The organism is Buttiauxella cochleicola, from assembly GCF_021282435.1.
GTDB lineage: Bacteria > Pseudomonadota > Gammaproteobacteria > Enterobacterales > Enterobacteriaceae > Buttiauxella > Buttiauxella massiliensis.
Window position 1 is genome coordinate 204,692 of record NZ_JAJSOT010000001.1, and the last position, 20,600, is coordinate 225,291.

Annotated in this window: 17 protein-coding genes and 1 pseudogene; all 18 read left to right on the plus strand. The window is 49.2% G+C overall.

Annotated features, from left to right (window positions below):
* The first annotated feature begins 9 nt into the window (after positions 1-9).
* The 18 genes and pseudogenes from tssK (at position 10) to LVQ77_RS00985 (ending at position 20,590) form a co-directional block, all read left to right on the plus strand.
* Positions 10-1,347, plus strand: a complete 1,338-nt coding sequence (gene tssK, locus LVQ77_RS00900; RefSeq protein WP_232903420.1) for a type VI secretion system baseplate subunit TssK — start codon at positions 10-12, stop codon at positions 1,345-1,347.
* A complete protein-coding gene (tssL, locus tag LVQ77_RS00905; RefSeq protein WP_232903421.1) occupies positions 1,344-1,997 on the plus strand; it encodes a type VI secretion system protein TssL, short form in 654 nt (217 codons plus the stop codon). Before tssK ends, tssL begins: the two co-directional genes overlap by 4 nt.
* A 3-nt stretch (positions 1,998-2,000) precedes the next feature.
* Positions 2,001-3,725: an OmpA family protein gene (locus LVQ77_RS00910; protein WP_232863521.1), complete on the plus strand. Its 1,725-nt coding sequence runs from the start codon at positions 2,001-2,003 to the stop codon at positions 3,723-3,725.
* A gap of 2 nt (positions 3,726-3,727) precedes the next feature.
* Positions 3,728-4,219, plus strand: coding sequence for a type VI secretion system effector Hcp (gene hcp / locus LVQ77_RS00915; protein ID WP_151995764.1), 492 nt, complete (start codon positions 3,728-3,730; stop codon positions 4,217-4,219).
* A 194-nt stretch (positions 4,220-4,413) separates the two neighbouring features.
* Positions 4,414-7,047, plus strand: a complete 2,634-nt coding sequence (gene tssH / locus LVQ77_RS00920; protein ID WP_232863522.1) for a type VI secretion system ATPase TssH — start codon at positions 4,414-4,416, stop codon at positions 7,045-7,047.
* A 12-nt stretch (positions 7,048-7,059) separates the two neighbouring features.
* The gene (locus tag LVQ77_RS00925) at positions 7,060-7,590 is read left to right on the plus strand and encodes a type IV secretion protein Rhs (RefSeq protein WP_232863523.1); all 531 of its coding nucleotides are present in this window, start codon (positions 7,060-7,062) and stop codon (positions 7,588-7,590) included.
* Positions 7,587-8,021, plus strand: coding sequence for a putative T6SS immunity periplasmic lipoprotein (locus LVQ77_RS00930; protein WP_232863524.1), 435 nt, complete (start codon positions 7,587-7,589; stop codon positions 8,019-8,021). Before LVQ77_RS00925 ends, LVQ77_RS00930 begins: the two co-directional genes overlap by 4 nt.
* Positions 8,020-8,202 (plus strand): annotated as a pseudogene (locus LVQ77_RS00935) (type VI secretion protein); the annotation flags it as partial. The gene LVQ77_RS00930 and the pseudogene LVQ77_RS00935, both read left to right, overlap by 2 nt.
* Complete coding sequence (locus tag LVQ77_RS00940) at positions 8,196-8,645, plus strand: putative T6SS immunity periplasmic lipoprotein (RefSeq protein WP_232863525.1); 450 nt, start codon at positions 8,196-8,198, stop codon at positions 8,643-8,645. The pseudogene LVQ77_RS00935 and the gene LVQ77_RS00940, both read left to right, overlap by 7 nt.
* A 9-nt stretch (positions 8,646-8,654) precedes the next feature.
* Complete coding sequence (locus LVQ77_RS00945) at positions 8,655-9,185, plus strand: type IV secretion protein Rhs (protein WP_232863526.1); 531 nt, start codon at positions 8,655-8,657, stop codon at positions 9,183-9,185.
* A complete protein-coding gene (locus tag LVQ77_RS00950) occupies positions 9,182-9,538 on the plus strand; it encodes a putative T6SS immunity periplasmic lipoprotein (protein WP_232863527.1) in 357 nt (118 codons plus the stop codon). The genes LVQ77_RS00945 and LVQ77_RS00950 overlap by 4 nt, the downstream gene beginning before the upstream one ends.
* 218 nt (positions 9,539-9,756) lie before the next feature.
* The gene (locus LVQ77_RS00955; protein ID WP_232903422.1) at positions 9,757-12,138 is read left to right on the plus strand and encodes a type VI secretion system Vgr family protein; all 2,382 of its coding nucleotides are present in this window, start codon (positions 9,757-9,759) and stop codon (positions 12,136-12,138) included.
* Positions 12,139-12,150: 12 nt separating this feature from the next.
* Entirely contained in the window at positions 12,151-13,119 is a 969-nt protein-coding gene (locus tag LVQ77_RS00960; RefSeq protein WP_232903423.1) for a DUF4123 domain-containing protein, read from the plus strand.
* 41 nt (positions 13,120-13,160) lie between these two features.
* A complete protein-coding gene (locus LVQ77_RS00965) occupies positions 13,161-15,947 on the plus strand; it encodes a T6SS effector BTH_I2691 family protein (RefSeq protein ID WP_232903424.1) in 2,787 nt (928 codons plus the stop codon).
* 41 nt (positions 15,948-15,988) lie between these two features.
* Positions 15,989-17,023, plus strand: coding sequence for a putative type VI secretion system effector (locus tag LVQ77_RS00970; protein ID WP_232903425.1), 1,035 nt, complete (start codon positions 15,989-15,991; stop codon positions 17,021-17,023).
* A gap of 219 nt (positions 17,024-17,242) precedes the next feature.
* Complete coding sequence (locus LVQ77_RS00975) at positions 17,243-18,283, plus strand: putative type VI secretion system effector (protein WP_232903426.1); 1,041 nt, start codon at positions 17,243-17,245, stop codon at positions 18,281-18,283.
* Between the two features lie 12 nt (positions 18,284-18,295).
* On the plus strand, positions 18,296-19,330 hold the full coding sequence (locus LVQ77_RS00980; RefSeq protein WP_232903427.1) for a putative type VI secretion system effector: 1,035 nt from the start codon (positions 18,296-18,298) through the stop codon (positions 19,328-19,330).
* A 219-nt stretch (positions 19,331-19,549) separates the two neighbouring features.
* A complete protein-coding gene (locus LVQ77_RS00985) occupies positions 19,550-20,590 on the plus strand; it encodes a putative type VI secretion system effector (RefSeq protein WP_232903428.1) in 1,041 nt (346 codons plus the stop codon).
* Positions 20,591-20,600: the final 10 nt, after the last annotated feature.

Below are 20,600 nucleotides of genomic sequence, written 5' to 3' on the forward strand. Positions count from 1 at the left end.
GGAGCAGGGATGAAAATTTACCGTCCATTATGGACTGACGGGGCATTTCTGGCCCCACAGCAATTTCAGCAACAGTCCCGTTGGGATGCTTTTGTCGCTGAAAACGTGGCCCAAATGGGATTGGCAAACCCGTGGGGGGTTATCGATGTGGCATTTGATAACGGCTCGTTGGCACTTTCACGGCTGAATGCACTGCGTCTGTTGATTCGCTTTCCAGATGGCACGCTGATTGACACTGAGCTGGCGGATAATCTGCCACCGGCTTGCGATTTGTCATTGGTGTCTGATCGCGAAAGTGTGGACGTTGTGCTTGCCCTGCCGCTGTTGTCAGCTAATGGCGGTAATCTTGATGATGGGCAGGACAGTGAACGTCCTCGCCGCTGGCGACAAGAGTGGGTGACGGTACAGGAGCTTGCCGGTCATGAACGTACCGAACTGGCTGTTATGCGCCATGCCGTCACACTGCGTTTTGCTCACCAGGAAAATAGCGCTTACCTGACATGTCCGGTGGTGCGCCTGCTGCGTAATGCACAAGGGCAATGGATCCAGGATGCGAATTTCATCCCGCCGATGTTGCGATTGTCAGCAAGCCCCGTTGTGTTGACAGCGCTAGGGGACCTTCTCCATCGCCTGCAGGCACGTCGCCGCCGTCTGATGGCCATGCGTCGCGAAAGCAATGAACGTATGGCCGATTTCGTTGTGGCAGATGTGTCATTGTTTTGGCTGCTCAATGCATTAAACAGCGCTGAACCCGTGTTGACTGAACTTCATCAGGCACCTACGCGTCATCCTGAGTTGTTCTATCGTGAACTGGTGCGCCTGGCTGGCAGTTTGTTGACGTTCTCCCTTGAACATAAAGCTGAAGACATTCCGCTTTATCAACATCACGCACCTGAACAGGTTTTCCCGCCACTATTTACTCTGCTGGATGCGTTACTTGAAGCTAGCCTGCCATCACGGATGGTGGCCATTGAGCTTATCCGCGAAGGGCAATTCTGGACAGGTTCACTGCATGATGCTCGCCTGCGCGAAGGGGCTGATTTCTACCTTTCTGTTCGCTCAACTATTCCCAATCATCTATTGCAGACGCAGTTCCCGCTGCTGTGTAAAGCGGGCAGTTTTGAAGATGTATCCGATGTGGTGAACGTGGCGCTGAACGGTGTGGTGATGAAACCACTGTCACATGTTCCGGCGGCCATTCCTCTGCGTCTGGAGAACCAGTATTTCGCCCTCGATCTGAATGGCCTGGCGGCGCAGGCCATGCTGGAAGCGGGTAACTGCGCGTTCTACACGCCAGGATCACTTGGTGATATCCAACTCGAACTGTTTGCGGTATTACGCTCATGAGCAAAATAAAACCTTCTGTCGTTGATGAGATCTTTTATCCCTGCTGGCTGATGGTCAGCCAGTTGCGTAATGGCCAGGAAATTAAGGACGGAGAAGCGTTGTATCGTCGTGCCTGCGGTTGGGTGGACGATGCGCGTGAAGCTCTTTCTCGTAACGGTTTCAACGAAACCAGCACGGAGCATATGCTTTATACCCTTTGTGCGTTACTTGATGAGAGTGTGCTGAACCGTCCGAAGCCGGACAGTGGGAACACTAAATGGCTGCAGAATCCTCTTCAGGCGCGCTATTTCAATACGCTGAACGCTGGTGAGGAGCTGTGGGAGCGTATTCGCGCCGTTTTGCAGGAGCCTGCGCCCGATACCGCCGTACTAACCTGTTTCTACCGTGCACTGACGTTAGGATTTGCGGGCCGCTATCGCGAGCAGGGCGACGAACGCCGTGAAGATGTGGTGCGTAAGCTGAGCCAGCAGGTGCCGCCTTTTTCCTCTGCTCAGGAAACCCCTGTGGTTTCCCGATCATCGCGTTTGCGCACCGGGCGCAAAACGTACTGGTTTTCGTGGGTACTTGGCGTCGCAATACTGGTCGCACTGTGGTTTTTCCTGTCAAGCACGCTCGCGAATCAGCTCTCTCAACTGGCAGGGATCAAATAACTGATGCGCAGGTTAACGCAATTCCTGTTGCTGCTGCTTGGTACCGGCCTCGCGCTGTTGCTGATTCTTGGCTTCTGGCCGCTGGGAACGGGCAGCCGCGTGGTGCTGAGTCTGCTGGTTGTCATTTTAAGCGGTGCTGCTGGCTATTTTCAGTGGCGTAAAGACCGCAACAATAAAATTGCCCATCAGCATATTGCGGACTCCATCCTGCCACCGGAAGATTTCCAGGGTGCAGTGGTGCTGGTTTGTGGTGACAGCGAATCGCTGTTTTCAGCTTCAGTTCTCTTCAGGGAAACCCGTCAGGGCTGGTATTTGCAGGTCAAAGCACCAGAACAGCTTCCACTATTGGCACAGCATCTGGCTGAGGTTCGCCCGGCACTGATTGCCCAGATCTCCGTGCTACTGGCCGTTGCGCCGGAACAACATCAGGACGAGGACGATTTCATTCAAAAACTGCGCATCTGGCATCGTGCGATTGTGCAGTGCAAAGGTTGGCTTGCCGGGATTCCGCCGATGTGGATTGGCATCTGGGTTTCACCGCCAGCAATGGAATCAACTGAAATGGAATGCTGGTATACCGCCACTCCAGGCCAGAAAGCCATTCAGATGCGTGAGGCGGGTGCGGTTGTGATACCGCTGGTTGAGTGGGAGCGTGAACAAGATGGCCGCAACAGTCAGGAAAAACTCAGTTCAGTTTTCTGGATTGAGTGCCTGGTGGCGTGGGCTAAGACTCACGTTCAGGATGTTCTGGCACAGCGTCAGGGAGATCTCCCGGCGCTGATTCCATGCGCATGGGGGGCCTGCTTGACCCCGGTTACGGGGCGTTCCAACAATCTCTGGCAGACACATGTTGCAGGCGTAACCTCGTTGCCACCAACTGCATCTGCAACGCAGAGTTACCTGCCATTACCAGATGTGCTGCTGCCATTTATTCCTCGCCGCCGGGGTGTCTCCCAACTGATGCAGACCTGGCAGATTGCCGGCTTACTGTGTGGGTTATTCCTGCTGTTTGCCTTGCTGGCCTCATATATCAATAACCAACGATTAATTCGCAACGTAGGCGATCACCTGGCGTTGTATCACCGGCTTACAGGAACACCCGCATCCCCAAAAACGATTGCTCAGCAACAGTTACGTGCTGATGCCCGTTTGCTTGATCAGTGGCAACGTAGTGGTGCGCCCATACGCATGTCTTTGGGACTCTATCAGGGGATGCGCCTCATCGCGCCACTTGAGGCCGCCATCAATAGTTGGGCTCCACCGCCTCCGCCGCCTCTGGTCATCAATAAAATTGTTCAGGGTCCGAAAACCGTGCGTCTTGACAGCATGTCGCTGTTCGATGTGGGCAAATGGCAGCTTAAACCAGGCTCTACCAAAGTGCTGGTGAGTGCGCTCGTCAATATCAAAGTCAAACCAGGCTGGCTGATTGTTGTCGCTGGGCACACCGATGATACCGGCGATGACAAGTCCAACCAGATTCTTTCCCTCAAACGCGCTGAATCAGTCCGTGACTGGATGCGTGACACCGGTGATGTGCCGGAAAGTTGCTTTGCGGTACAGGGCTACGGCGAAAGCCGTCCACTGGAACCCAATGATTCAGATTCAAATCGCGCGGTTAACCGCCGCGTTGAAATCAGTCTGGTGCCTCAGGCAGATGCTTGCCAGGTACCGGGCAAAACAACATCACCGGCTAAGGGTGATGTCACAACCTACGAAATGGAGAAGTAAACATGGCTATTCCAGTCTACCTGTGGCTGAAAGACGACGGCGGTGCGGATATTAAAGGCTCCGTAGATGTTAAAGACCGTGAAGGCAGCATCGAAGTGGTGGCGCAGGAACACAACCTGTACATCCCGACCGATAACAACACCGGAAAATTAACGGGCACCCGTATCCATACCCCATTCCTGTTTACCAAAGAAATCGACTCTTCAAGTCCATACCTCTACAAAGCGGTAACGACTGGCCAGACGCTGAAATCTGCTGAATTCAAATGGTATCGCATCAATGACGCAGGCCAGGAAGTTGAGTACTTCAACACCAAACTGGAAAACGTCAAGCTGGTGAAAGTCGCACCAAAAATGCATGACATCAAAAATCCTGCGATGGAAAAACACAACCATCTGGAAATGATTGAACTGCGTTACGAAAAAATCACCTGGACTTACAAAGACGGCAACATCATTCATTCCGACTCCTGGAACGAACGTACTACCGCGTAAGGCTGCACTCACAGCAGACGGGAAACCGTCTGCTGTTTTTGTTTGCCCGAACGAAGCGTAGGGCGAATACGCAACTCGCCATCCGACAAAGTGTGGGCAAACAAAAACAGCAAAAAAATCATCGACCTTATGGGCCTGGGTTTCCTGCAAAGGAGAAGGCTAAGGGCGGTAGCGTACCCAATCAAGGAGCCAGCATGGATAACCAGTCAGCCGTATTACTTCGTCGTTTAAACCCGTACTGTGCCCGCGCGCTGGAAGCAGCCGCCACGCTGTGCCAGAGCCGGGCACATGCGGAAATTACTGTCGAACACTGGTTGCTTAAACTGCTTGAGCTCGGGGAGGGGGACATCACTGTGCTGGCCCGCCGTTACGAATGGGACATGGACAATATTTGGCAGAGTTTGCTGGCACACCTTGATACCATGCCGCGCTCCGTGCGCACCCGACCACAATTGGCCGAACTTCTACTGAATCTGATTAAACAGGCATGGCTGATTGCATCGCTTGAAGACGACGATGCACAAATCCGCAGTCATCATCTGCTTGCGGCGTTAACTGATAAACCGTCAATTCTGGTCTGCGACAGTTTGTGGCCGCTGCTGAGTCTCTCCCGCTCGCAGCTTGAGCGCCTGAAACCACTGTTGGATGTGCAGTCAGATGAACGTGCCGAACTGCAACAGCAAGAAAGCCTGAACCGCGAACCGTCCTCACTTACGGAAGAAAAACCGACCAGTGTTTCCGGCAACACCCTGAGCGAAGCACTACAGGCCGCACTCGATAAATTCACTCTCGATGTAACAGCCAAAGCGCAAGAAGGGAAAATCGACCCGGTCTTTGGCCGCGACAACGAAATCCGCCAGATGGTCGACATTCTCTCGCGCCGCCGTAAAAACAACCCGATTCTGGTGGGCGAGCCGGGCGTGGGCAAAACCGCATTGGTGGAAGGACTCGCGCTACGCATTGCTGAAGGCAACGTGCCGGACAGCCTGAAAACCGTCAGCCTTCGTACTCTGGATCTTGGCCTCTTGCAGGCGGGCGCAGGCGTAAAAGGCGAATTTGAACAGCGCCTGAAAAACGTCATCGACGCGGTACAACACTCCCCGACGCCAGTGCTGCTGTTTATCGACGAAGCGCACACCATTATCGGCGCAGGCAACCAGGCGGGCGGAGCAGATGCCGCCAACCTGCTGAAACCAGCACTGGCACGTGGCGAGTTGCGCACTATCGCGGCCACCACCTGGTCTGAATACAAACAGTATTTCGAGCGTGATGCTGCATTGGAGCGCCGTTTCCAGATAGTTAAGGTAGACGAACCGGATGATGAGATGGCCTGCCTGATGTTGCGCGGCCTGAAATCCCGTTACGCGCAACATCACGGCGTGCATATTACCGATGAAGCCGTGAAATCCGCAGTCAGTCTGTCGCGCCGCTACATCACGGGCCGCCAGTTGCCGGACAAAGCGGTTGACTTGCTTGACACCGCGTCTGCCCGCGTGCGTATGAGCCTCGACACGCTACCGGAAGAACTCACCCGCCTCAAAGCGCAAATCACTGCGCTGGAAATGGAAAACCATGCGCTGCTGGAAGATATCGCGCTGGGTAGCAACAGCCATGGCGAGCGCCTGGAGCAAATTGAGCAACAGACTTCTGCGCTGAACGAACACCTCGCCGCGCTGGAAACCCAGTACCACGCGGAAAAAGCGCTCACCCAACAACTGCTGGAAGTTCGCCAGGACATTAGCCGCCAGGCCGACGTCAATGCGCTACAACAGCAACTCAAAGATTTACAAGGTAGTGCTCCACTGCTGTCGCTGGATGTGGATGTGCGCACTGTCGCCACCGTGATTGCAGACTGGACCGGCGTGCCGCTGACCAGTCTGCTCAAAGACGAACAGACCGATTTGCTGATGCTGGAAAACCACCTCGCCAACCGCGTGGTCGGCCAGGACACGGCGCTTATCGATATGGCGCAACGCCTGCGTGCCGCGAAAACTGGACTTACGCCAGAAAACGGCCCGCTGGGCGTGTTCCTGTTGGTCGGCCCGAGCGGTGTGGGTAAAACCGAAACAGCGCTGGCCCTGGCCGACAGCCTGTTCGGCGGCGAGAAATCCCTGATCACTATCAACTTATCCGAATACCAGGAAGCGCACACCGTTTCCCAGCTTAAAGGCTCGCCTCCGGGCTACGTGGGCTACGGTCAGGGCGGCATTCTGACCGAAGCAGTGCGCAAACGTCCGTACAGCGTGGTGCTGCTTGATGAAGTGGAAAAAGCGCACCGCGACGTCATCAACCTGTTCTACCAGGTGTTTGACCGTGGCTTTATGCGTGACGGCGAAGGGCGTGAAATCGACTTCCGCAACACTGTGATCCTGATGACCGCCAACCTTGGCAGCGACCACATCATGCAATTGCTGGACGAACAACCGGAAGCCACCGACAGCGATCTACAAGAATTACTGCGACCGATCCTACGCGATCATTTCCAACCCGCTCTGCTGGCCCGCTTCCAGACGCTGATTTACCGTCCACTGGATGCTAAAGCGTTAAGAATCATTGTGGAAATGAAGCTGGCACAGGTCGCGAAGCGCCTGAAAAACCACTACGGCCTGCAAACAACCATTGACGAAAGCCTTTATGACACCCTGGTTGCCGCCTGCCTGCTGCCAGACACTGGCGCGCGCAATATCGACAGCCTGCTGAACCAGCAAATCCTGCCGGTACTCAGTCAACAACTTCTGCAACGCAAAGCCGGGCAGCAGAAAACCCACAGCCTGGCGCTGGGCTGGGATGAGGAAGAGGGGATTGTGCTGGAGTTTGACGAGCAATAACGGAGGTTTCAGATGGTCGATCAATTAAAAGAAGGCGGGGCTCGGTTACTGACTTCTGGCGAGATTGGTTTAGCAAAAACGGTATTTGGTTCCACCATAGATTACAGCACGGTGTGGATCCACAAGGGCAGCTATCTGCCTTTTGATCTGCAGGATGTGAATACTGCGATGACGCCAAATGGGGAGCTGTATTTTCGTGACTGGTACAGGGATGATTTTTCGACAGCACTTCCTTTTCTTAAACATTTGTTTATCCATGAAATGAGCCATGTCTGGCAACGGACGAAAGGGATGAATGTTATTGGCAGGGGCTTAATCAGCTGGATGGTGAGCTATCGATATAGGCTTGATGGTCGACTTTTAAATGAATATCCCATGGAACAGCAGGCTCAAATAATAGCTGATCATTTTTCCCTACAAACAGAAGGTTATAGAGGATGGTGTAACCTGATAATAAATAACGATATAACTCTAGATGGGGATATCAGCGAAACTATCATCCGGCAGAGATATAAAGACACTCTGCGGGGGTTCCCTTGGTGAAAAGGAAAAAAACTCGCCTTTTACATACAACACTTCTCCTTTCCAGTCTGACAACACTGGCTGGTTGCCCGGGGTCAGGCGACAGATTGCAACCTGATGAGGAAGCCCGCGTCAGCATGATGAGTAATAGAGTATGTTTTGAAATCGGTGATGCAGACAATTATCAACTTTCAGCTATCGCTATTAGCCCCAGAGGTACACCTTTTAATCAACAGAAATTTATGTTCGGCTCTTATTTGAAAATAGCTGATGGAAAGTTGTGTATTCCTCCATCCTTCTGGCCTTTGCCGGATAAAGGACAATTTATTGTCAGATATATTCTGACATCTGTAACACAGAGTTCACCTCCCAAGAGAGTTGTCACAGGAATTGAAGTTTCGAATGGACAAGTTTTTGGCATCTCATTAACTGATCAAGAGGCTTTGAGATAACTTTCAACATCTGTTTATCCATGAAATGAGCCATGTCTGGCAACGGGCTAAAGGGATGAATGTTATTGGTAGGGGCTTTATCAGCCGGATGGTCAGCTATCGCTATACCCTTGATGGCGATATTTCTGAACCAATGATACGTAAACAATACAAAAACGAATTACGGGGTTTCCCATGGTGAAGACGACAGGCTTTCGTGTGTTATGGCCTGCTTGTTCGCTTGCCTTGTGTTTATTGATGCTGACTGGATGTCCGGGGCCGGGCGACAGAATGCGTTTTGATGAAACAGCACAGGTCAGTCAGCAGGGGGACAATGTATGTTTTAACATTACAGATGCTCGGGATTATCAGCCTGCAAATATGGGGATCAATCCCCGCAGCACACCTTCAAAAGAAAAGAACTTTAATTTCTCACCAGGCCTTACTGTTGCTGATGGGACATTATGTATTCCACCTTCTTTTTACCATTTCCCGGATAAGGGACAGTTCATAATCGAGTATCTATTAATTTCAAAAAAATATGATGAGCCGCGGAGTTTCGTTATCACCCTGGAAATAAACGGCGGGCGTATTTATAACGTGACACCGACCGAAAGAGAAATATCACTGCCATATAGTCACTAGGGAATAGGTATGAATAAAAGTATTCAAAAAGGAGGGCTGCGCCTCTTAACAGTAGGAGAGATAAATCTTGCCAGTTCTGTTTACGGTTTCAGTATTCACTACAATAAAGTATGGATACATTTAGATAGTTATCTACCTTTTAATCTACAGAATCCGCAGCAGGCAATGAGTCCGAATGGTGAAATGTGGTTTCTGGAGGCGAAATATCAGAATGATTTTTCACGTTCTCCTGGACCGAGCTTCAAACACCTTTTTCTTCATGAAATGATGCACGTTTGGCAACATCAACGTGGGATGTGGGTAAGAACCAGAGGATTAATGTCATGGGCTGCTGATTACACTTATAGTTTAGATAAGCCTAACTTGCTTGATTATGGACTAGAACAACAGGCAAGTATTGTTAGTGATTTTTGGTTATTAAAACATTATGGTTTCTTTGGGCATAGCAATCTTTATGATTATAGAGACTACAATCCAGCTGAACCGATAAAAGATCTAATTGCTAAGTATGAAAAGGTGTTAGGGAAATTTCCAGGATGAAAAAAATAATATTGGTAATTTCTTTATGCGCTTTAATAACTGGTTGCCCTGGGGGAGAGCGTGAAGGAAAAGAAATCGGGGAATTTAAACCATTTTATGTGGATAAAGGAAGGGTATGTTTTAGTGTAGATAAGAGGGATGTATTAAGTCGTTATAGTTTATATTCTAACTATGATGGTGAAAAAAGGCTTGCTGTTAACGAGGGGCTTAAACTTTCTTATCCTGATACATGCGTAAATGTAGATCTTGATGCTGGCTATCGATATTCCTCAAGTTATAGTCTGAATAGTATTGACTACCATTATGAATTTTTCATCGATAATAACTGGAATGTAACAGGGGTAAGGCGATAAATGAAATTACACAGCCAGGTCCGCTGTGTAATTTTCTACAAACCTGCCTGTGTAAAGTAAAGCACCATTAATGATAAAATTTTTATTGATGTGGCCAATTTTAAATAATGGCTTTACAACTAAATACATATTAAAAACATAACGATAAACCTCTATCATTTAATAGCTATATAACGTAACGGCTAGTGTATATAGACCACTACCATGGAGTGATATTCATGAATCTTACTGATACCTTATCAAAAATAACAGGAACTACTCTTAACCGTTACCATCTTGATATTCCTTCCTGTCATTCTCCGCTCGATGTGGAAAATTTTTCGGGTTTGGAAGCACTGAGTGAACTGTATTATTACACCATTCATTTCACCAGCTCGGACAAAGACCTTGATGCCACTCAGTTACTGAATAAACCGGTCAGCCTGACGATGGGGACGGGTTTATTACAGAGCCTGACTGAGCAGAAGGTTGTGCACGGTGTCGTGACGGGTTTTGAACGCATCAGCAGTTCGGCCGATGAAGCCAAATATGTCATTACGCTCGAGCCCTTCCTCGCCCTGCTGGACAAACAGTTCCGCACCCATCGTTTCTTCGTGAATAAATCGGTGCCGGACCTGGTGGCGCAGATACTCGATGAGCATGGTCTGAAGGGCTGGGAATATGAATTTTCCCTGAAACAAAGCTATACGACACGCGAGCAGATAAACCAGTATCAGGAAAGCGACCTGGCTTTTATTCAGCGCCTGCTCTCGGAGGTGGGGATCTTTTACTTCTTCACCCTGCAGCCCGACACACAGACCGAAGTGGTGCATTTTGCCGATAAACAAAGTGCCTATGAATTCGGCAAAACCCTGCCGCTGAACAGTCCGTCGGGCATGAATGACAACGGCGTGGAATCGGTGTGGGGGCTGAATGTACAGCACAACGTGGTTGAGGCGAGCGTGACCGCCAAAGACTACAACCACCGTGAAGCGCAGAAAGTACTGCAGTCCGCGAAAGCGGATATGACGCGTGGCGAAGGTGAAGGCACCACCTACGGCGAGGTGTATCACTATAAGCCGCGCCACCTGGACACAGGGGCGAAAAGCGACCCGACAGCGGAAACCGGTAACTTCATGGCGCGTCTCGACCATGAACGTTTTCTGTCAAAGCAGACACTGATTACCGGCTCAGCAAATGACGCGAACCTCAGCCCCGCTCAGGTGCTGACGGTGACGGAATTGGCCCTTGTCCCGACGCTGCCTTCAGCCCTGAACAACGGTGTTGTCATCACCAGAGCCTTCTACAGCGGCAGCCGTAAAAACGCGCTGGTGGTGAACTGGATGGCGGTTCCGTACAGCGAAACGCTGTGCTGGCGCGCACCACTTCTGGCCCGCCCGAAGGTCAGCGGCACCATGATGGCGCGCGTCACCAGCGCAAAAGCCAACGACATCTACGCCTGGCAGGATGCATCCGGCCTGTACCGGGTGAAGTTTGACGCCGACCAGGACGACAAAGCGCAGGGCCAGGAAAGCATGCCGGTACGCCTCGCCAAACCCTACGGCGGCGATGTGTACGGTATCCACTTCCCGCTGATTCAGGGCACGGAAGTGGCGATAGCGTTCCATGACGGTGACCCCGACCGCCCGTATATCGCCCATGCGTTGCATGACTCACGGCATACCGACCACGTCACGGAAGCCAACAACACCCGCAACGTGGTGCGCACCCCGGCGAACAACAAACTGCGCATGGAAGACAAGCGCGGTGAAGAGCATATCAAGCTCAGCACCGAGTACGGCGGCAAGACGCAGCTGAACCTGGGCCACAACGTGGACGGTGCAAAGGCTAAACGTGGTGAAGGTGCCGAGCTGAGGACGGATAAATGGGTCACTATTCGTGGTGGCGCAGGTGTGTTTATTACCGCAGATCGGCAGGAAAGCGCTGCGGGTTTACAGCTCGAAATGCAGGCAGCGCTCGATGGCCTCAAAGCAGCATTGCAGGATGCCGAAGGGATCCGTTTTGCAGCCGAATTGGCAAAAGCAGAACTGGCTGATATTGCCCGTCAAAAGTCACTCATGACAGATGCACTGACTGAATTGAAGAAACAGGCATTGCTTTTATCAGCACCTGCGGGCATTGCCCAGATAACACCTGCCAGTATTCAACTCTCATCAGGTGAAAATTTGATTGTGACAACGGGAGCAGATGCAGATGTCAGCATAGCGAAAAAATTCCGTCTGGGGGTAAAAGAAACTATCAGTATATTCGCCCAAAAAATGGGCATTAAGATTTTTGCCAGCCAGGGCAAAGTTGAAATTCAAGCACAAGACGATGCAATGGATCTTTTTGCAAGAAATACGCTAACTGTTGCCAGCAGGGATAAGGAAGTCTTTGTAACTGCGAAAACAGAACTGACCTTGAGTTGCGGCGAAGCTTATATTCGTCTGAAAGATGGTGATGTGGAAATAGGCACACCAGGTAACATCCGAATGAAATGCGGTAATTTACAGAAAATGGGGCCAGCTACCCTCACCAGGACAATCGAACTGACTGATCCCTGTGCAACGGCAATGGACAGTGCAGGATCGGAGCAAAGCCCCGATGTCACGATGAATTAAGGAGCACCACGAATGACGGACACTATTTCATACGACTATTCATCGCAGGCACAACAGGAGCAGCATCAATCAATAAAGGCGCAACTTATCCACCATTTTTTACGGTTAGATATGCGCTGTATATTGCTGATTGATGCAACAATACTTCGTTGCCGGAATAATAAACCCGAGTTAATTGACGCACTGGAAAGTCGGGGAGTAATAAAAATTCCCGTAGCCCCACAATATCTCACGGATGAGTTTTTCCCCTGGCTTATCTCGCTTGACTTATCTTTGCCTGAAGACGTTCTTATTTTGGACGAAAGTCTAAGGCTGGCTCTGAGTGAAATAGAACCGCAGCAAATTAAAAATGGAAGTGGAAGGTTAATTAGCGGCTGGTTAGCAAGTAACGCCTCGGCAGAGGAAACGGCGCTTCACATCGGAAAAAGTGCACTGCAAAGCAATAACGAAAAAGATATTTTACTCCGTTATTATGATCCCGCCGTAGCACTATTGCTTTGGGGCATACTGGACAGCTGGCAAAAACAGCGACTCATGGGCCCTGTGACGGGTTGGTTGACTGTTGATGGTGATGGGCAACTCATTAAGAGAACAGGGCTTGAGCAACAGACAGTTCAGATGTCGCATTCTATATCACTGAGTCCTGAATGCTGGCGGGATATAAAATTAATCACGGCCATTAATTCCATCCTCTGTGATTATCGGCAAGAGAATATAAATGAATTACGTCTGGGAGAGTTGTCAGTGTTGCAGAAAGTATTGCCTGCACTTAAACGAGCCAGCAATTATTCATTTTGGAAAAAAAGTGATCTTACTGCTTATGGAATGCACGCTCTGATGATTTCATCCGATTTTGACCTCCATCCGGATATATTACGACGCCTGAAAATTGAGTGCTCAAAACAGGATCCAAGTTATCTGGATGCGATTGCAACAGTCAGTGAAACGCTCTGGGAAAAAATCCGAACAGGTGATCATTAAAAATCACAGGCTTTTGTTGAGATAATATAAGGAATTAATTCATGGCAGATCATCATTGTGACTGCAAGTCTCAAGGGCCAGCACTATTGCCGGTAAGATATGTAGTTGCACCTGACCACCAACCAGGTTCTCTGCCCGGTTGGGCCGCTTCCGGCGCAAAAAAATACCCCGATCATGAAAAATATCATTATGCGCTAAGGGCTATGCGCCGGGGATTTTTATATATTTATTATCCATTCTTATCTAAATGGGATGCCTGGTCTATCAGCGACGATGGCAGTTTGTGGAAACAGTTTTCTCCTGACAATGCGATAAAAAAAACCGAACCGGACTGTAGGCAAGGTACTTACAACCAGGGGGGCAAAGATTTTATTACGCTAATTCCCGAAGTCATGGATAACGATATTTGGGTAGCCTTTTCACAATCTCCCTGGACGGCATCGACACTTGCACGCTATCAGAATGAAAGCGATCGCAGCAAAAGAATGCAATGCCTAAGTTCATCACAGTGGATTACGCCAACAGCGGCCCCCTGTGCAGAGGAAGCTACAGAGGAAAACATTTCAGTCATTCTGGATTATATGGCAGCCAGCAGCGGGGGACTTTCTCCCGCAGCATCACTGCCGTGGGGAACTCCAGGGGAGTTTCGGGTGAGCCATGTAACAAGTGAAGGCAACTACAGTCTTGTAACAAAAGTGCAACCACTGGAAACACTTTATCCATGGAAGAGTATGAGTGAGGGGGTTGCCAGCAGTACAGCACAACAAATGAAACAGCGAGGAGTCAAAGCTGACGGTACGAAAGTTACGCCGCTCATTTTTGCTTTACATGACACTGTAGGGATTGCCCATGAACTGACTGGCTGGACGAATGATGTTCTTGCATTACCGAAAATATTTGGTGATGAACGGGCCCTGGAATTTTCAACGCAGAGTCTGATTAATGGTGCGGAACAGATCATTTCCAAAACGGCAGAACAAAAAGTGGCGGCTCGGCTGAAGGTCACTTTTGATGAAAATCCTGTCGGGCTAGATATGGCTTATCAGATGTATTACGCCAATGAGCGGAGTAAAGGGGTTCCTGCCAACGAGATCATGAGCCGTGAGGAATACGAAAATCAGGGAAAGGAAACTCAGCAAAAAACTAGCCTGAGATTCCAGGTTGCGGACGACCTGGCGAAGTACAAACGCATGCTGAATCAGACGAAACTGGATTCGTTCATTGCTTGCGGCGAGACATTAATCGATCAGGTTGATGAAAAGGTAACAAGCCTTATCGGCTTCAGAATCAAATGGCTGCAGGATGAGGCGTTTATTGCCGCCACCCAGGATTTTTATTCTGATTACGCAGTCGATAATCTTACTTACCGTGAAATTGTCGCGTTTGCGATTTCTGGGATAAACATTGTGAACGCGGGAAAATCTTTGCTGGATGAGTGGATAAATGCTTACACCACTTCCAGTGAAAAAAATCTTGTCTGGCGAACGCATTTTTACAATAACCCGGAACTGATGGCAGAGGGGGAGTCATTATTGGGGCAATGCCGCCAGTGTACGTCTGACCCAATGAGCCAGAGCGGCCTGCTTTATTTCTTCGAAACCAACGGCGCCAAGCTCAATAAGATCTTTAAAGGTTTCGAGAAAGCGACGGCCGCGCTTGCGAAACCCCCAAAGCCAGATGCGTTGCTATCAACGCGTTTGCTCTATACCGTCGATCAGTATATGGCCACGGTTGGAGAGCGGGTTTTCTCTTCCACTCGCGTGGGTTTTGTTATGGACACTACAGGAGATGCGATTAACCGGACCATCTTCTCTTTGGTCTCAGGAAAATCGGTGGCGCAGACAAAAGCATTCCTCTCCACTTACTTCGGCTGGGCTACGGAACGGCGTGTTTACCTGGATGGCCTGGGTTTCTTTGGCCCTGTGCGACGTGAAATCAGTGAAAAGCTGCGGGTTGCCAGTAATAAATTTACTGAGATGGATAAAGCCTACAGCAACTATGAAATGAAGGATCGCAACCAGTATGCGGCTAAAGCCACCAGTATTAAGATCCTGGTGTTAATTTTTAATGTGGTTGAACTGTATAACCAGTTAGACCATTACAAAGGTGATGCCGTCAGTTATGCGAAAATATCCAGCGCCATTCTCGCCACCGCAGGAGGGATGGCTGATATTGCAACGCCGGCATTTGAGCATGGTGTGGCTGCAGGTAATACTCTGCATCGTTTAAAATTCATCGGGGCAGGGAGTTCATTAGTTGCTTCGGGAATATCGTTGGGGTTGGACTTATCTAAGTTTAGATCTGAAAGCGATGAGAGGAACAGTGATAAACGTATTGTCTATAAAAGCTTGTACTTTGTTAAAGTTTTAAATGATATCGCTACATTAGTAAGTGCAGAAGGAAAACTGATGAGTGCGCTAATTACCCGATTTGGTTGGGCTACTGAAGAGGGCACTTTAGCAGTATGGGTAGGTAAAGCAGCTGCGCCACGTCTGATTTTCCTGGGGATAGAATGGGTCGGTGTATTATCGTCCTGGTGGTTAGCAATTGGGATAATGGTGGTTGAATATGTTGTTACTGAATACTTTTCCCGTGACGATTTACAGATCTGGTATGAACAGGGCATTTTTGGCAATGACAATACCCTGAACAGCGACGGGCTAAAGCCGGAAAAAATGACGGTTCTGATTGAAGAACGCAGAAATTCGTTAATGGCCTGTTTACACAAAATGGCCTCTCCACCTCAGGAAGTAACGCCAGTAATGCCAAAAACAATTATGTTCTGGCCGTTTAACATCAATACCGAAACAGAAGATTACGAGGCATAAACGTTAGCAAAAGGCCTAATCAATTTGCTCAGGGAGAGATAATGACATACGAAACCATAAAATTTTCTGATGCCCCGCGTCCTACCCGGACTGTATTAAAAGAAAAACACCCGGCTTATAACTTTCTGAAAATACGCAGTGAACTGGTTGCCCTGCAGGAGCGTATAACACGAATAGAATCCACGCGGGGTGAGCGTAATCTGTTACCTGAGTTACGTCATCAGGTAGAAAAACTGGAGCAGGATCTTAAAGAGGCTCCACCAGACCCAATATTACCGCCCCCGGCTCCGCTGATAAAAATTACCGGCGTGCTTGAGGCTTTCAACTGGCGGCGGGTTGTACACTATTTTGACCCTAAAGCTTACCCGCAGACTCAGGAATATTTTGCCCGTCACGAAGAGCGAGTGGCCAATGCCGCTGTGGTTATGGCAGTCACGGGGGAAAGCGCTACGGCGCAGGGGATGGTGCTAAACGGTGACCGAATTCTGACTTGTTCATGGCATGTTACGGGGCAAATAAATGGTAAACAATTTTCCGGCTGGCTCGGACGCTGCTTTTGTAAAGCAGGGGAAGAGGTTGAACTGATAGTCGCACCAGTGGGGGATGAATATCTGGTGTACGCGCTGGCTAAGCCTCAGGAGCGTTCCATCAGTATGACGCCAGGCTGCTACCGCGGGAAAAGACAGGCACGCTGGGGAGGGACCTGGTTCTGGTTGGGAATTCTAAGCGTTGCACTCGCCGGAGTTATAATCACCTGGCTTATTACCGATGGTTTTGTGGGATTATTCTCACAGGATCTTTATGAATCTTTACTTATCGGTATCTTTTCGGGAGGGGTATTCATGATCGGCCCGGCATTATACAGCGTATGGTGCCGTCATCCTTTCCCGGAAGAAGACCTGGCCGAAGAAATATTCACCGTGATGGGCTGGAAGAACGTAACGGATATTAATCTGCGTAAACTTAACTGGAAAAGAAAAAGACAATGGAAACGCACAGGGAAACCGGAAAATCCGTTTAAGGACCAGACGCCATTTCTGTATGCCGGCTGGGGAAGGGAATTTTATTACTATTAATAGTGACGGGCTAAAACCGAAAAAAATAACGATTTTTATTGAGGAGTGCAGAAATTTTTTAATGGTCTGTTTACAGAAAATGGCCTCCCCACCTCAGGAAGTAACGCCAGTAATGCCAAAAACAATTATGTTCTGGCCGTTTAACATCAATACCGAAACAGAAGATTACGAGGCATAACCGTTAGCAAAAGGCCTAATCAATTTGCTCAGGGAGAGATAATGACATACGAAACTTTAAGATTCTCCAATACCCCTCGCCCCACGTGGAAAGAAATTACGGATAAAGAAAAGTACCCTTGTATTGACTTCCTTAAGCTCAGAAAGCAACTGGTGCACTTGCAAGACTACATAACAAATATAGAGTCCACTCGGGGGCAGCGAGACAAGTTACCGGAGTTGCGCAAACAGGTACAAAAACTGGAACTCCAGCTTGCAGACGCTCCACCTGATCCGGTATTACCGCCTCCAGTTCCACTGATAAAAGTCAGTGGAAAGCTGGAAGCATTTCATATGCGTTTGAGCCTTCACTACTTTGATCCGAAAGCTTATCCGCAAACTGATGACTATTTTACTCGTCATGAAGAACGGGTCGCCAATGCTGCAGTGGTCGTCGCTGCAGGTGGGCAAAGTGCTACTGCGCAGGGAATGGTGGTTAGCAGTGACAGAATTAGTCGGCTTGCGTGGCATGTGACAGGGCAAATAAACGGTAAACGTTTTTCTGGCTGGTTGGGATATACCTTTTGTCAGGTGGGCGAAGAAGTTGAACTGATTGTCGCGCCAGTGGGAGATGAATATCTGGTGTACGCGCTGGCTAAACCTCAGGAGCGTTCCATTAGTATGACGCCCGGCTGCTACCGCGGGAAAAGACAGGCGCGCTGGGGGGGGACCTGGTTCTGGTTGGGAATTCTTGGGGTCGCTATTTTCTCAGTTGTAGTTATTGCTGTGGTGAATGATGGCCTCAGGATGCTTATTAATCTAGATCTATATGAAATGTTAATAACCAGTTTTGGACTGGGGGGGAGTATCATTTTAGGTCCTGCTTTATACAGCGTATGGCGACGCCATCCTTTCCCGGAAGAAGACCTGGCCGAAGAAATATTCACCGTAATGGGGTGGAGGAATATTACGAATATTAATCTGTGCAAACTAAACAGGCAGCGAAAAAGACAATGGAAACGTACGGGGAAACCGGAAAACCCCTTTAAGGACCAGACGCCGTTTTTATATACCGGTTGGGGAATGGATTTTTATTACTATTAGCAGGGACTGGCTATGAATAATACGAATTTAAAATTTTCTGATGCCCCACGTCCTACCCGGACAATGTTAAAAGAAAAACACCCGGCTTATAACTTTCTGAAAATACGCAGTGAACTGGTTGCCCTGCAGGAGCGTATAACACGAATAGAATCCACGCGGGGTGAGCGTAATCTGTTACCTGAATTACGTCATCAGGTAGAAAAACTGGAGCAGGAGCTTAAAGAGGCCCCACCAGACCCGATATTACCGCCCCCGGCTCCGCTGATAAAAATTACCGGCGTGCTTGAGGCTTTCAACTGGCGGCGGGTTGTACACTATTTTGACCCTAAAGCTTACCCGCAGACTCAGGAATATTTTGCCCGTCACGAAGAGCGAGTGGCCAATGCCGCTGTGGTTATGGCAGTCACGGGGGAAAGCGCTACGGCACAGGGGATGGTGCTAAACGGTGACCGAATTCTGACTTGTTCATGGCATGTTACGGGGCAAATAAATGGTAAACAATTTTCCGGCTGGCTCGGACGCTGCTTTTGTAAAGCAGGGGAAGAGGTTGAACTGATAGTCGCACCAGTGGGGGATGAATATCTGGTGTACGCGCTGGCTAAACCTCAGGAGCGTTCCATTAGTATGACGCCGGGTTGTTACCGCGGGAAAAGGCAGGCGCGCTGGGGAGGAACCTGGTTCTGGTTGGGAATTCTCGGGTTTGCTCTTGCTAGTGTGATTATTGGCTGGCTTATTATTCATGGTATTTCAGCTCTATTCTCACGGTCTCTTTACGAAAGTCTGTTGATATTCATCGTAACAGGAGGGGTGATCGTTATCACCCCGGCATTATACAGCGTATGGCGACGCCATCCTTTCCCGGAAGAAGACCTGGCCGAAGAAATATTCACCGTGATGGGCTGGAAGAACGTAACGGATATTAATCTGCGTAAACTTAACTGGAAAAGAAAAAGACAATGGAAACGCACAGGGAAACCGGAAAATCCGTTTAAGGACCAGACGCCGTTTCTGTATACCGGCTGGGGAAGGGAGTTTTATTACTATTAATAGTGACGGACTAAAACCGAAAAAAATAACGATTTTTATTGAAGAACGCAGAAATTTTTTAATGGTCTGTTTACAGAAAATGGCCTCCCCACCTCAGGAAGTAACGCCAGTAATGCCAAAAACAATTATGTTCTGGCCGTTTAACATCAATACCGAAACAGAAGATTACGAGGCATAACCGTTAGCAAAAGGCCTAATCAATTTGCTCAGGGAAAGATAATGACATACGAAACCATAAAATTTTCTGATACCCCCCGCCCTACCTGGAAAGAATTTAACGATAAAGAAAAGTACCCTTGCGTGGATTATCTCAAGCTCCAAAGTGAGCGGGTGATTTTAAAAGAACGTATTGCACGAATCGAATCTACCCATGGGGAGCGGAATCTGTTGCCAGGATTACGTAAACAAGAGCAAATACTTGAGCTACAGCTTCAGGATGCTCCGCCAGATCCGATTTTACCGCCTCCTGCACCGCTGATAAAAATGACTGGAAAGCTGGAAGCATTTCATGCTCGGTTAATTCCACATTACTTTGATCCGAAGGCTTATCCACAGACTCATGACTATTTTGCCCGCCACGAAGAGCGGGTGGCCAATGCTGCTGTGGTCATTGCTGCCGGTGGGCAAAGCGCCACAGCACAAGGGATGGTGCTTAACAGTGACAGGATACGTAAACTCGCCTGGCATGTGACAGGGCAAATCAATGGTAAACGTTTTTCGGGTTGGTTAGGTTATACCTTTTGTCAGGTGGGCGAGGAGGTTGAACTGATTGTTGCGCCAGTAGGGGATAAATATCTGGTGTACGCTCTGGCTAAACCTCAGGAGCGCTCCATCAGCATGACGCCGGGTTGTTACCGTGGGAAAAGGCAGGCGCGCTGGGGAGGAACCTGGTTTTGGTTGGGTATTTTGGGCGTTGCACTCGCTGGAGTTATAATCACCTGGCTTATTACCGATGGTCTTGCGGGGTTATTCTCACAGGATCTTTATGAATCTTTACTTATCGGTATTTTATCGGGAGGAGTCTTTATGATCGGCCCGGCATTATACAGCGTATGGCGACGCCATCCTTTCCCGGAGGCAGACCTGGCCGAAGAAATATTTACCGTGATGGGCTGGAAGAACGTCACCGATATTAATCTGTGCAAACTAAACCGGCAGCGAAAAAGACAGTGGAAACGCACGGGGAAACCGGAAAACCCATTTAAAGACCAGACACCATTTCTCTATACCGGCTGGGGAAGGGAATTTTATTACTATTAATTATTTACCA